This window comes from Bacteroides sp. BFG-606 (assembly GCF_024788145.1).
GTDB lineage: Bacteria > Bacteroidota > Bacteroidia > Bacteroidales > Bacteroidaceae > Bacteroides > Bacteroides vicugnae.
On record NZ_JANUIL010000001.1, the window covers coordinates 4,833,250 to 4,847,795 of the forward strand.

The 14,546-nt window shown below is 46.1% G+C and carries 8 protein-coding genes and 3 pseudogenes; 4 read left to right on the forward strand and 7 right to left on the reverse strand.

What is annotated here, in order from left to right:
• Positions 1-358 precede the first annotated feature (358 nt).
• Positions 359-1,525 (forward strand): formate-dependent phosphoribosylglycinamide formyltransferase, encoded by a 1,167-nt coding sequence (gene purT, locus NXV01_RS18400; protein WP_217723261.1) that lies wholly within the window; start codon positions 359-361, stop codon positions 1,523-1,525.
• A 141-nt stretch (positions 1,526-1,666) separates the two neighbouring features.
• Here purT and NXV01_RS18405 read toward each other — a convergent pair whose 3' ends face one another.
• Both NXV01_RS18405 and NXV01_RS18410 read right to left on the reverse strand, forming a co-directional pair.
• Positions 1,667-4,801 (reverse strand): ATP-binding protein, encoded by a 3,135-nt coding sequence (locus tag NXV01_RS18405; RefSeq protein WP_148366927.1) that lies wholly within the window; start codon positions 4,799-4,801, stop codon positions 1,667-1,669.
• Between the two features lie 239 nt (positions 4,802-5,040).
• A pseudogene (locus NXV01_RS18410) lies at positions 5,041-5,316 on the reverse strand (N-acetylmuramoyl-L-alanine amidase); the annotation flags it as partial.
• On the opposite strand from NXV01_RS18410, the pseudogene NXV01_RS18415 reads away from it, so the two are divergent.
• Both NXV01_RS18415 and NXV01_RS18420 read left to right on the forward strand, forming a co-directional pair.
• Positions 5,277-5,429, forward strand: a pseudogene (locus NXV01_RS18415) (phage integrase SAM-like domain-containing protein); the annotation flags it as partial. The pseudogenes NXV01_RS18410 and NXV01_RS18415 sit on opposite strands and share 40 nt — an antisense overlap.
• A gap of 257 nt (positions 5,430-5,686) precedes the next feature.
• Positions 5,687-6,523: an Rpn family recombination-promoting nuclease/putative transposase gene (locus tag NXV01_RS18420; RefSeq protein ID WP_195650531.1), complete on the forward strand. Its 837-nt coding sequence runs from the start codon at positions 5,687-5,689 to the stop codon at positions 6,521-6,523.
• 117 nt (positions 6,524-6,640) lie between these two features.
• Here NXV01_RS18420 and NXV01_RS18425 read toward each other — a convergent pair.
• The 5 genes and pseudogenes from NXV01_RS18425 to NXV01_RS18445 form a co-directional block, all read right to left on the reverse strand.
• Positions 6,641-7,797, reverse strand: a pseudogene (locus NXV01_RS18425) (acyltransferase family protein).
• 97 nt (positions 7,798-7,894) lie between these two features.
• Positions 7,895-8,458, reverse strand: coding sequence for a Crp/Fnr family transcriptional regulator (locus NXV01_RS18430; RefSeq protein WP_148366929.1), 564 nt, complete (start codon positions 8,456-8,458; stop codon positions 7,895-7,897).
• A 23-nt stretch (positions 8,459-8,481) separates the two neighbouring features.
• Positions 8,482-9,876 carry an acyloxyacyl hydrolase gene (locus NXV01_RS18435; RefSeq protein ID WP_195650532.1) on the reverse strand — a complete coding sequence of 465 codons (1,395 nt, stop codon included), beginning with the start codon at positions 9,874-9,876 and terminating at the stop codon, positions 8,482-8,484.
• Positions 9,877-9,909: 33 nt separating this feature from the next.
• Positions 9,910-10,533, reverse strand: a complete 624-nt coding sequence (locus tag NXV01_RS18440) for a chloramphenicol acetyltransferase (protein WP_217723226.1) — start codon at positions 10,531-10,533, stop codon at positions 9,910-9,912.
• A 167-nt stretch (positions 10,534-10,700) separates the two neighbouring features.
• On the reverse strand, positions 10,701-12,218 hold the full coding sequence (locus tag NXV01_RS18445) for a DUF4301 family protein (RefSeq protein ID WP_148366932.1): 1,518 nt from the start codon (positions 12,216-12,218) through the stop codon (positions 10,701-10,703).
• A 106-nt stretch (positions 12,219-12,324) separates the two neighbouring features.
• Here NXV01_RS18445 and NXV01_RS18450 point away from each other — a divergent pair, with 106 nt between their 5' ends.
• Positions 12,325-14,541, forward strand: coding sequence for a bifunctional (p)ppGpp synthetase/guanosine-3',5'-bis(diphosphate) 3'-pyrophosphohydrolase (locus NXV01_RS18450; protein WP_148366933.1), 2,217 nt, complete (start codon positions 12,325-12,327; stop codon positions 14,539-14,541).
• The last annotated feature ends 5 nt before the right edge of the window (positions 14,542-14,546 follow it).

The following is a 14,546-nucleotide window of genomic DNA, read 5'->3' on the forward strand; positions in this document are numbered from 1 at the left end:
AAAACAAGTTTAGCACTAATAAACTATCAATAAACTAAATTATCTCCTCCAGTTTCCTATCTCCCTGTTTAAAATCAATGAATTAGCCAGAACAGAAAATAGTAGCAAAGGCAACTAGTTTTGTGTTCGAACACAGAAAAGACGGTTTTTCCATGCTTTCCTTAAGAAAGTTTAAAGTTAGACTCCCTGTTTTCCTACTATTCATTCTTTCATATTCCGTATTCCTGCGTTAAGACCCACATCCATCTTTATAAACTTCCCGATTTATATAAAAGAGCAATATAATAACGCTCTATACAATTATTATCTCATTTTTTTGCTGTAATTTTGCACCACTTAATATAAAACACTCAAAATGATGAAGAAAATACTATTACTCGGTTCCGGCGAACTAGGAAAAGAATTTGTAATTTCAGCTCAACGTAAAGGCCAGCACATCATTGCATGTGACTCCTATGCGGGAGCACCGGCTATGCAAGTGGCCGATGAATTTGAAATATTCGACATGTTGAACGGTGAAGAACTGGAACGCGTGGTGAAGAAACACCGCCCGGACATTATCGTTCCGGAGATTGAAGCAATCCGTACAGAACGTTTATACGACTTCGAAAAAGAAGGTATTCAGGTAGTTCCCAGTGCCCGTGCCGTGAACTTCACCATGAACCGCAAAGCCATCCGCGACCTTGCCGCTAAAGAACTCGGATTGAAAACGGCCAAATATTTCTATGCCAAAACCTTGGAAGAACTGAAAGAAGCTGCCGATAAAATCGGTTTCCCTTGTGTCGTTAAGCCGTTGATGTCTTCTTCCGGCAAAGGACAATCGCTCGTGAAGAGTGCCGACGAACTCGAACACGCTTGGGAATACGGATGCAGCGGCAGCCGTGGCGATATTCGCGAACTTATCATTGAAGAATTTATCAAGTTCGACAGCGAAATCACCCTGCTCACCGTTACTCAAAAGAACGGTCCTACCCTCTTCTGCCCTCCCATCGGACACGTGCAGAAAGGTGGCGACTATCGTGAAAGTTTCCAACCTGCACACATCGATCCCGCCCATTTAAAAGAAGCGGAAGAGATGGCCGAGAAAGTAACCCGTGCACTGACAGGCGCAGGACTTTGGGGAGTTGAGTTCTTCCTAAGCCACGAAAACGGAGTCTATTTCTCCGAGCTTTCTCCGCGTCCGCATGACACAGGTATGGTGACACTGGCGGGCACACAAAACCTGAATGAGTTCGAACTCCACTTACGTGCCGTGCTCGGCCTGCCCATTCCCGGCATCAAACAAGAACGGATAGGTGCAAGCGCTGTGATCCTTTCCCCGATTGCCAGTCAGGAACGCCCTCAATATCGCGGACTGGAAGAAGTGACGAAAGAAGAAGACACCTACCTCCGCATATTCGGCAAACCGTTTACCCGCGTCAACCGCCGTATGGGAGTGGTGCTTTGCTATGCTCCGCTGAATGCCGATTTGGATGCCCTGCGTGATAAGGCAAAGAGAATTGCCGGGAAAGTAGAGGTTTATTAAAATCCAAAGAACCATAGAAAACTAGAGGAATCATAGAGAAGATAAAAAACGAGGCGTGTGTCGAAAGTTAGTGATTACCACTTATTGACACACGCCTCACTTTTTCAGAGAATATCTATCGATTCATCACCATCTTATTCTTTAGAAGAACACCATCCGCTTGTTTATAATTTCAAAAAGTTTGTTTTTTAGCACATTAGCATTGATCGGTTTGGAAGCATAGCCGTCGAACCCTTCGCTAAGAATACGCTGCTCATCCGAAGCATAAGCATAAGCCGTGATAGCGATGATAGGAATTTCGGCAGATAGTTTGCGTATCTCTTTCGTTGCTTCGTATCCGTTCATTATAGGCATATTGATGTCCATCAATACAATATGCGGATGCTTCTCCTTGAACAAATCGACAGCCTCCTGACCATTCCAGGCATGGATAATATTGAAATCCTTGTGCAAGATATTCTCGAACAATTTATAATTACTCTCGTTATCTTCGGCAATCAAAATACTGATATCATCGCGATGCACGTGCATCATGTCGAACTTCGGTTCCTGCGACTGCATCTTTTTTACAGGATGATAAGGCAGCGTAAACCAGAAAGTAGAACCCTTTCCGTACTCCGATTCCACACCTATTTTCCCTCCCATGTGCTCCACAATCATCTGGCAGATTGAAAGTCCGAGTCCTGTGCCTTGCGCAAAACTGTTGAGCTTCACAAAGCGGTTGAACACCGTTCCCAGTTTGTCCTCCTGTATGCCACAGCCCGTGTCGGTCACATAAAAGCGCAACATATTCTCTTCTTTCTCCAGTGTATATCCGAAAGTGATGCTGCCGCCTTTATCGGTGAATTTGATTGCATTGGTGATAAGATTCGTAATCACTTGGTTCAACCGGTTGCCATCTGTTTCAATACAACAATCCGGCATAGGCTCCATCAGGCTGAAAGCCAGCCCTTTTTCTTCCGTTCGGGCTTGCAGTGAGCATTTTATACCCCGCAAAATCTCGCTCAAATGCTTGGGCAGGTAAGCAAACTCAAGTGTGCCCGATTCTATTTTGGACAAGTCGAGGATGTCGCCCACCAGTTGCAACAGCAGCTTGTTGTTGTTTTCGATGATCGTAATATACTCTTCTTTTTCTTCCGGTTCCTCTACGGTAGGTAATAGTCCGGAAAAACCGACAATCGCATTCAGCGGCGTGCGTATCTCGTGGCTCATATTGGCAAGGAAGGCACTCTTCAGGCGATTCGATTCCTCGGCACGGTCCTTGGCACTTACCAATTCCTCTTCCAAAGCCTTGCGGGCGGTAATCACCAATGAAGAACCTACCAACGTCAGCGGGCGACCGTTTTCGTCACGGGTGGCAACAGTTGCCTGTGCTTCCACCCAGTCCGTTTGCAGTCCCGTAGCCGTGCGGGTAACCACCCGGTATTCTTCTTTCACCTTCTTAATAGTTCCGGTTATCAAATCCTGATAAGCCTTCTCGATGCGTGGCCGGTCTTCCCTGAATATTTTTGCAAAGTACTGTGCATCCGGCACAGAAAGTTGCTCTTCGGTAACATCCTGTTCTTCGGTGCTCAATTCGATAGGACGGTTTATGTCGCAAAGAATCATCCTCCGTTCCAGATCCCACTTCCAAGGAATGATGTCGGCCACTTCGAGAGCCATAATCAACTTCTGGTTTGTGGCGTTCAGTTTTTGCTGGGTGTGATACAAATCCGTGCTGTCCACACCAAACACATCTATGTAATCTTTCTTCGAGCTAAGAGCCAGCACGATTTCCTGATGCTTATTGGTCTGTGGGGTATAAAATGAATACGTGATCGGACGTTTTCCCTTATCCAGAATCTTCACATAGTTTATAGAGGCAAGGAAGTTTGTTCCAAACAATTCACTGGCCCGTTTGCCGATTACATCCACTTTAGATTCATACTGTTTCAGGAAATGCTTGTTTATGGAACAGATTTCCATATCAACGATTTCGCCCTCATCATCACGTATCAGACGTTCACGGGCATAGATGATAGGCATATTATCAAACAAATCCGACAACTCTTGTGCCGTTTCCAATTGCGTCTGTTGGGCTTCACGCACCCTGCCTAACGCTTTTATTCTTATATATTGATAAAGCACCACAAAGAGAATAACAAAGAAAGCGATAATGGCTATGAATAAATAGCCATACTGCTGCCATACAGTTTGCGGACGGTTGAAAAAGACAGAACCGGACGGACAACTGTCCGGCGAGAAATTCCGTTGCAACAAAGCGGGATAATTGAATATATTTTCTCCCTTCGGAATGTAAAACGGGATAGTGCGCGGAGCAACTCCCGACAGTACAGCGGAGAGTGTTTTGAGCAACTGCTCGTTGAAATCCGTTTGTGAATACATAAACCCTCCTATCATTCCGCTATTTACGACCAGAGAGTTTTTAAGTGCAAATATCGGAGTCACACTATTGGAGATTACCTGGAATGAATTAGCTTGCAACTGCACATTTCCGGCTACCACCTGACGGGTGAACCAGGATGAAAGAAGTACTCCCGTGGTAGCACTGTCCACTTTGTTCAGTTTCAACAGCAAACTGTCCGTAGTCATGTTTGCAGCCGAATAGAAATCATATTCCAGCTCCGGATATGCCTTCTGCAATAACTGTTTCATGTCAGTATTGAGTTGCTGATTCACATAACGTCCGTCTCCGATCAGGATAATCTTCTTCATACCGGGAATCATATGTTGCAGCAGCTTCACATTTTCCTCAATAAACACACGGGTCTGGAGCAGTGTGAGATTATACTCTTCGGTGAAGTTGGTAAGCGGAACCTGTTCGGACGGTACTACCGGATATTTTTTGATGTAGCAGTCATCGGGACCCATGTAGCTCTCTTCCCCGCACAAAATGAGGGGAACATCTCCCCATGCTTCACGCATCTCATTGCGGAAGAGCATCATCGAGTTGCCCAACAGCAATACGGCTTTAGGTTTCTTCTTTCCATATTTGGCAAAGATATTCGTTTTGAGGTCCGCCAGTTTCAAGCTGTCATCAATCATCAGCATATTCATGTTTTCCACATATACCTCTGTTTTTCTTTCCATGTTCAGCCATTGCAAAACAGGGGAAATGATGGCATTACTCCAAGGAGCATCCGATGTATAGGTATTAAGTATTAGCAGATAATCACTCTGGAAAATGGTATCTTCTTTCACTTGAGGAAAAACGGTGAGAGTCCAAAGGCATAGACTTACCAGCAAAATGGCTTTACGGAACTTTAGTGCTTCCATATTTTCTTGTTGTTTTATTTGTGATATTGATAAACTTCGCAAATCTATGATTTATTTTTGGTATTTTGAGTAAAAACATCAAAAAAAGAAATGATTTTCACTCACTTTCCGAAAAATATCAGTTTATCTTCGTTATTATGCGAATCCCGTTCCAGAAAGTGCATACGCACACTCTGAAACGGGACTACACTTTTGAATGACTCCGGATTCATCGTCCAAAAAAATTTCTACATACCTATTTATATAATTATGTCTTTCTCCGGCGACCCGAATCCGGCTTTTACCTCAAAACAGGGACACGATTTCACCCATTCTTCCGGCTCTATTTCACCATTTCCGTTCAGGTCGGGACTAAGATCACGATGGCCGCACACCCTGCAATCCGGGTAATCCCGCAACAACGTGAGAACCAATACGCGCAGTGAGTGCTTCTGCCATTCGGTACGGGTGTCTTTGGGCTGCCCTGTGCGGTCGACATGTGTACCGAAGCAGTTTGAATGCAATCCGCACTTTTCTGGGTTCGGACAAGATGCCGTTTCGGCAACTGACGCCCAAATGGTTGAAGCGTTTTGAGAACAGTCTACGGGAACATGGATGCAGTTGGAACACGGTGTCTACTTATCTGCGGAAAGATTATTGATTTTGTGAAGCGGTCAAGAGGGAAAGCAATCTCCTGACAAATAAGACGTTACTTCGTAGGTAACGGAAATTTAATTTGAAACGAAAAAGGACACAGAGTATGTATATACTGTAACTGTCAACATGCCGGATGATGGAAAAGTAGAAGCCGGACAATAGTCACCTTTTGGATTATTTTATCCTTCTCCTTGACCATATTCAACAAAAAAGCGCTATCTTTGTTTTGTAATTGAGACACAACATACAATGGGAAGATTTATCAATCCCTTTACCGATTTTGGCTTTAAGTTTTTATTCGGCAGAGAGGTAGAAAAGGAGTTATTAATTGACTTCTTGAATGATTTGCTCGTAGGAGAGCACATAATCACCGACATCCAGTTCCTCAACAACGAACAGCAGCCGGAAGTAAAAACAGAGCGAGGTATTATCTACGACATATATTGCGTAACCGACACGGGCGAACGCATTATCGTAGAAATGCAGAATCGGGAACAGCCTTATTTTAAAGACCGTGCCCTCTTCTATCTCTCACGAGCCATCACGCAGCAAGCAAAAAAAGGTGTTTGGGACTTCCAGTTGGATGCAGTGTATGGAGTGTTCTTCATGAATTTCGTGATGGACAAGGATATGCCCGCTAAAATCAGAACGGATATTATACTTTCTGACAGGGATACTGGGAAGCTCTTCAACAACAAGTTCCGGCAAATCTTTATCGAACTGCCAAACTTCAACAAAGAAGAGGATGAATGTGAAAACGATTTTGAACGCTGGATTTATATATTAAAGCATATGGACACACTTGACAGAATGCCTTTCAAGGCTCGCAAAGCAGTTTTTGAACGACTGGAGAAGTTGGCTTCCAAAGCGAATATGACCCAGGAAGAAAGAGCGCAGTACGAGGAAGAATGGAAAATTTACAACGATTATTTTAATACGTTGGACTTTGCTGAACAGAAAGGACGACGGGAAGGACGGCAAGAAGTTCTTATCGAAACCGCCCGCAGGTTCAAAGAAATGGGATTTACTACTGAAATGATTGCCAAAGGCACCGGACTTTCAAAAGAAGAAATAGAAAAGCTATAAAATCGACTTACTGCGATTAGTACCTCCTCGGAGGAAAACAGGAATACATATCAGAAAAATAAAAGTCCCGTTTTGTCTTGCAACAAAACGGGACTTTCTCTATAAAAAAACTACTACCTATCGTTTCTTGCTCAAGAAACGCTTTGCCAAATATTTACGCAAAGGTTCATCATAGAATTTCAAGCTTAGATAAGCCAGTACAATGCATAATGCGTAAACACATAAAGCTACCTGCCAAGTCTCGCCCAGCGTATAGAGTTGATTCTTAATCAGCCATGCATAGAACAGATACATCAACGGATAGTGTATCACGTAGATCGGATAAGATATATCTCCCAAGAACTTACATATCTGCGTTGACCGCTTATCCGTCGTACTTCCCGACGCACCCAGCCACACAAGGATAGGGAAAGCTACGACAATGCAAAACGCTTCATACACACCGTTCGTACAAACCGGCTCTGCGCCCTCCAAATAAGGAACGGAAAACAGGGCAATCAATACAAGGGTACATATCCAGAAAGCGCCTTTCACTTTCACTGGTTTGAAGTTGCGGGATAAAAGCATACCCAAAGAGAAAGGGAAAAGCATTCTCAATGATCCGCCCAAGAAGTTTACACCATCCAGCGTCCATCCTACCCCCCATGTTTCCATAACCGGAGACATCGAAGATGGCGAATGACGTCAACGCCACTCCCAACAATACCACCATCACAGTCAACGCCTTATTAGACAAACGGCGAATGAACAACGCATAAAGGATATTGCCTATATACTCGAAAAATAACGACCAGCACGGCCCGTTCAGCGGAAACATCTCGCCATTGCCGCGAACCTCATAGCCCGCCCCCGGCATGGCAGGAATGAAAAATATCGTGCAAAGAAGAGACAACATCACCATGGATATGGCAACGTGTGTTCCATCCCATTGCACAGAGCCCTGAATGCAGAACGTGATAGCTCCCAGAACAGCCCCCCAGAACAACCATGGGATGAAGACGTATCAACCGGCGTTTAAAGAAATCTTTCATAGTGAGACTCTTACCCCAACGGTCGTCGTAAGCGTAACCGATCACAAAACCCGAAAGGATAAAAAAGAAATCCACGGCCAAATATCCGTGATTCAAAGTTTCAATAGCACTATTACTGGCAAAAGCGAAGCCCTCGAATACATGATACCAGATCACCATAAGAGCCGCCACACCGCGAAGTCCGTCAAGAAGATCATAATGCGCCTTGGTGTCTGAAAAGGCTGAAGCAGAAATGTTCGACATTTGTTTTTCTATTAGTAAGTTAGTATTTTCAGAGGACAAAGATACGGTTTGCGCTACGAAGTTTCTTTGCTCTAAAGCAAAAAAGCCCTGCTAATCGCTATTTTTTAGCGCGCACCCGGCTAAGGGTATAGATGGAAATGCCCAAAAAAGCAGCCACATATTTCAGCTTCACCCGGTTTATCAGTCCGGGATAGCGGCGGTTGAACTGTTCGTAGCGTTCTTTGGGCGAAAGTTGGAGGCGTTCCACAAACATGTGGCTAAGCTCCTTGTTTACATTCTGATGCAGGATTCTTCCCCAGTTGGCTATGTCGATATACGTTTCGTAGAGGGCATTCAGCTTGTCGATGTGGATAACGTAGATTTTGCAAGCGGAAAGCGTTTCAACGCTTTCTATCGATGGTTGCTGATAGTAGAGCGAATCCATGCCGAACGTAACGTCACCCTCCTGACTGAACCACGTAGTGGTGTCCTCTCCGTTGTGATGGAATATAGAACGGGCAATGCCCTCTTCAATGAAATAAACCAAGCGGTCTGTCACTCCTGCCTGAACAATATAGGTATCTTTGGGATAATACCTTAATTCCATATTCGCCTGAAGCGCTTGAAGTGCTTCGTCGGAAACCGGATAGATTTGCCTGATTTTACGAATGATATTTTCCATTTGGGGGAATGGCGTATTGGGGGTTAATGACGTACTTTAGGATATTTATTATTAAAACGGAAACCAAGACCGAGCATCAGATAATTAGGAGTCTGGAAATCCTGAAGATTGTAGCCGATGTGAAGGAATGAACTCCGGGTGACGTCTATCTTCAACGCAAAGACCTGATACAGTCCGCGCAAATCGCCACGCCCCAGCACATTTGTTCCCAAGCCGACACCGATAGTAAAAAACGGCATCACGTATTCTGCCCGTCCGGAGAGTCCCAGCGCAAGCTGATGCTGAATGCCCGGCACGAGAAATTTACGACGGGAGGAACCGCTGCCGCCATCGTACTCTACCAGCGCATCTTCGGTGTACACATTGGCACTACCGTCATAGACACCATCCAGCGAGACTCCGAAGCGCAGCTTATAGTTGAGATTGTACATCGGAGCAAAGTTGAATCCCGCTACGGGATAGCTGCCCGGTGATGCAATCTGTTTCTCGCCCACATAGACACCTTTCCGGCGCCACGAGCCGAACAACACAAGGTCATAACTGACGTGCCGCGGAAAACGGGGAACGTAGGGATGAACCAATGATTTAGTGAGGTCGGCTTCTTCCCGGTTGAAGTTGTACACCAGTCCGATTTTCGCTCCGGTGGTGTTGACACCTGCATTGGGAAACTTGGTGTTGCCGTTAGAGAAATGCGTGAAGTCTCCGCCGATGATAAAGTCGAAATAACGGGAAAGCGACCAGTTAAGGTAGATACCTGCGTTGAGATAGGCATTCACCCGTGAGCCTACGGCTCCGTTGTAAGAGTTGTAATCGTTGTCATAAGGTTTCCATCCGGCAGAGATACCGAAATTCCACTCGTAATTGAGCGAAAGGCGGGGATTGAAACGGGCAATGCGTGCACCTTGAAAGACATAGAACGTCACAGGATCACCCAGCTGCTTTTTATCTCCAAAGGTGGTGAAGGCCAAGCCGAAACCTTGATAGGCTCCGCCATAGATGCGGTCGGCACAGGTGTTGGGACGAAACTTGAAAGAGTATTTCAGATGAGCGGCAAATGAACTCTGGATGGGTTTCCACCGTTCGTTCTCGCCTTGCAGGAAAGGATTGGTGGGGAACACGTATTGCGGCCGCGCCTCTATCCCCAACCGGTGAATGAAATGGTGGGGAACGTAGGGAGCTACGGTGTCGGCTCCGCATTGCGGGAAACTGTTGTGCCGGAAGCCATGAATTTCTTCCTGCAATCTCCGCACTTCTTCACGAAGTTGGCGGACGTCCTGCCGGAGCTGTTTCACCTCTTGCCGCATTTCCTTCATCTCTTTCTCTTCCTGCCCTACCTCCTGCGCACAAAGCGAAGTGCCGGGAAAAAGCAAAGCGGAACAGATTACGGCAATTTCCCATCTGGGTATCTTTACTCTCATATAATAGTCTGGTTTGTCTTTTCAGAACGGAAGTTACAAATGGAGCTTCTCAATAAACTGTGCCACATGATAGCCGTCCATCAATCCATGATGGCAGGTTACGGAAACGGGCATCATCAGTCTTTCTCCGTCGCGGAAGTACTTTCCGGTGGAGATTTTGGGAACACTATCGCCCGAACGCATATTGGTGGGGTGCTTCATGTCGGTGAATGAGAGCCACGGCACTGCCGAATAATGTATGGCATTGGGATGGAAAGTGCCTCCTTTGTTGAGTCCCGTAGTGGCTTGCAAACGTTCCATCTCTGCTTTTGCCCGACGGATAAAGACGAGTTCGTCCGGATCGTATTCAAAGGCGGCAAAAGAAAAGGTATGGTCGGCACGGCCTACGGTAGCTTCGGGCAGAAGGCTGTCATAACACACCACCTTATCGCCTTCGATGCGGTAACGGAATTCTTCTACCGCAGCAGCGGCTGTCGTTATCCGGTGGAGGACTAACAGGGAAAAGGATATGCCTTTGGCTTTGGCTTCCTGATACGCGCGCGTACAGTCTACCTGAACGGTTACTCCGAAAAACGGATCGTCAAAAGCACTGAAATGTTCGTAATGTTCTCTTCTGTTCCAAGTAGCAATATCGATGATCTTCTCTATCTGATTCATTCTAAACACTCTTTTTTAAGTTTCACCACAGAGGACACAAAGGACACAGAGTTTTTTCGGTAAGGTAAGACCGGAAGTAATGGAATCAATTGCATTAATCCGGTGAAAAAGTTCTATAAAAGCTCTATAAAATCTCTGTGTCCTTTGTGTCCTCTGTGGTGAATAAATTACTGATGTTGCTCACGCAACAGGTCGTTCACTGTTTTTACCGGGTTGAAGGTGGAAAGTGGCACTTCTACGAAGACGGTATTCCAGTCGCTCATCGCACCGTTCCACAAGCCGGGAAGTTCGAGAGCTTTCAGGTCTTTGCCGTTCTTCGATTTGTAGGAGATGAAGCCTGTTGCCTTATCTACGTACTTCACCAAGTCGAATTTATGTCCTTTATAATCGCGCACAGCACATACGAGGTCTACCGGATTGAAGTGTGTGCCTTTCTCGAACATTTCTTTCTTCTCCGGATCGTCCATGTCGATCTGTGAGCTTTCGAGGATTTGCAGGGAGATGGTTCCGTCGCTGTTGTAAGCAAGGAACGGGCCGCCACCGGGTTCGCCTACGTTCTTCACCATTCCGCAGACACGCATCGGGCGGTTGAACTTGTTTTTCAGGTAGATGGCGAGTACGGAATCTTCGAGGTCTTTCGTCTCCGGATTCTTGCAGAAGAGTTTCTTTTGCAGGAATTGAAGCATTTCCATCATCTGGTCGTGGGTGTATTTACCGCTGTCGAGCAGGGTAAGATATTCGAATACTTGTTTTTGCAAAGTCACGAGCACTCCGGCAATCAGTTTCTTATAAGTAACGGTGTCGGCCTTCAGTCTGTCGGGCACTACGTTGTCGATGTTCTTGATGAAGATAATATCTGCATCGAGGTCGTTCAGATTCTCAATCAGTGCACCGTGGCCACCGGGACGGAACAGCAGTTTGCCGTTGTCGCGGAAAGGTTGGTTGTCCATGTCGGCGGCAATCGTGTCGGTACTCGGCTTCTGTTCGGAGAAGGTGATGTAATAATCCACTCCATAGCGTTTGGAAAATTCGTCTACCTTTTCGGCTACCAATTTCTTGAAAAGTTCGCGATGTTCGGTAGATACCGTGAAGTGCACATTCACTTTACCGCTCTTTCCGGCAGCATACATGGCTCCTTCGGCGAGATGTTCTTCCATCGGTGTGCGTGAACCTTCGGGGTACTTATGGAATTTGAGCAGACCTTTCGGCAATGCGCCATAATTCAGTCCGGCAGTTTCGAGCAGGGCGGACACCACTGCTTTATAGTTACCTTCTTCGATCAGTCCGGAAATATCTTTTCCGTCGATACGCTGGCAGGCTACATTCAGATCGTCATAGAAAGCAAAATCCTTGATTCCGTCAAAGAATGCCTGTTCGAACTTGGTAGTCGGCCGGTCATAGTCGGCGGACAGGAACTCGAATAGGTTCTTGAACATACGACTCGCTGCACCGGAAGCGGGCACGAACTTCACAACAGTCTTACCTGTGTTTGTATACGCATCCCAAGCGGCCAGATAAGCCTTCTGTTCTTCTGCATCGGGAGCCAATATTCCTTTTTCGATGGAAGCGGCTGCATCCAGTTTCAAAAAGGGGAAACCCGTCTGGAAGCATGCTAATTGTTCTGCAATTTGCTCTTCCGTAATGCCTTTCTTGGCAAGCAACTCTTTGTCCTGTGTCGTTATCATAATATCTAATTTTATTAATTGATGCCCAAAAATACAAAATGTTATTTACTTCTTGCCGAATAACCGGGAAAAAAACTAATTTTACATCGAATTAACAAGATTGAATATGGACGACTTTTTTACATCGGAGGAAAAAAAGGAGCTTTTTTCACTCTACCGGCATTTGTTGCAATCTGCAGGAGATAGTATTTCCTGGAAGGATTGCCTAAAGTTAAAGAGACATCTTATCAAAGCGGCCCAGTGTAACGGTCTGCAACGCAATAACTTCGGGATGAATCCCGTCATCAGAGATTTACAAACGGCAGTGATCGTTGCGGAGGAAATCGGCATGAAAGGTTCGTGCCTGGTCGGTATCATGTTGCACGAAATCGTGAAAGGGCATGTATTGTCTATCGACGAGGTGAACGCCGAATATGGGGATGACGTGGCAAGTATCATCAAGGGATTGGTGAAAACAAACGAGCTTTATGCGAAGAGTCCGGCTATCGAGTCGGAAAACTTCCGTAATCTGCTGCTTTCTTTCGCGGAGGATATGCGTGTAATCCTGATAATGATTGCGGACCGCGTGAACGTGATGCGCAAAATCAAAGATACGGGCAACGAGGGGGACCGGATCAAAGTGGCGAACGAAGCTGCATATCTGTATGCTCCGCTGGCGCACAAGCTGGGACTGTATAAGCTGAAATCGGAACTGGAAGATTTGTCTCTCAAATATACGCAGAAGGAAACGTATTATTTTATCAAGGATAAGCTGAATGAGACGAAGGCTTCCCGCGACAAGTATATCGCTGCTTTTATCGAGCCGATCCAGAAGAAGGTGTCGGAAGCAGGATTGAAGTTCGACATCAAGGGGCGAACCAAGTCGATTCATTCGATATGGAACAAGATTCAGAAGCAGAAAACGTCTTTTGAGGGGATTTATGACTTGTTCGCCATCCGTATCATCCTCGATTCGGAACCGGATCCGGCTAAGGAGAAGCAGGAATGCTGGCAGGTTTATTCGATTGTTACGGATATGTACCAGCCGAACCCGAAGCGTCTGCGCGACTGGCTCTCTATTCCGAAAAGCAATGGTTACGAATCATTGCACATCACTGTGATGGGCCCGGAAGGGAAATGGGTGGAAGTGCAGATACGTACCCGCCGCATGGACGAGATCGCGGAACGCGGCTTGGCTGCTCACTGGAGATATAAAGGTATCAAGGGTGAAACGGGTCTGGACGAGTGGTTGACTTCTGTGCGGGAGGCGTTGGAGAATGCGGACAACGACTCGCTGAAAGTGATGGATCAGTTTAAGATGGATCTCTACGAGGATGAAGTGTTTGTCTTCACGCCCAAGGGGGATTTGTTCAAGCTCGGCAAGGGGGCTACGGTATTGGATTTTGCGTTCCATATCCATAGTAAGTTGGGATGCAAGTGTATCGGCGCGAAAGTGAACGGCAAAAATGCACAGCTTAAACAGAAACTGAACAGCGGCGACCAAGTGGAAATCATGACTTCAAACACCCAGACTCCGAAGCAGGACTGGCTGAACATCGTGACGACTTCCAAAGCGCGCACCAAGATAAGGCAGGCTCTCAAGGAGATGGTGGCACGCCAGCATGCTTTTGCCAAGGAGACGCTGGAACGGAAATTCAAGAACCGTAAGCTGGAATATGATGAAGCGACCATGATGCGCCTCATCAAGCGATTGGGCTTCAAGAATGTGACGGAGTTTTATCAGCGGATTGCCGACGGTGGACTGGACGTTAACGAGATTCTGGATAAATACGTAGAGCAACAGAAACGGGACAGTGATACGCACGACGAAATTGTGTATCGCAGTGCCGAAGGGTATAACTTGCAGGCTACGCAGGAGGAAACGACGTCTAAGGAAGATGTACTGGTGATCGACCAGAATCTGAAAGGGTTGGAATTCAAGTTGGCTAAATGTTGTAATCCGATTTACGGGGACGATGTGTTTGGTTTCGTTACGGTAAGCGGTGGTATCAAGATACACCGGGCGGATTGTCCGAATGCCAACCAGATGCGTGAGCGTTTCGGTTATCGTATTGTGAAGGCTCGTTGGGCGGGGAAATCGGTGGGTACACAATATCCTATCACGCTGCGGGTTGTAGGACACGATGATATTGGTATCGTGACTAATATCACTTCTATTATATCCAAAGAGAATGGTATCACGCTGCGCTCCATCGGTATTGACTCGCACGACGGTTTGTTCTCCGGAACACTGACGGTCATGGTGGGTGATACGGGACGTTTGGAGGCTCTTATCAAGAAATTACGTACTATAAAGGGAGTAAAACAAGTTAGCCGGAATTAATTCCG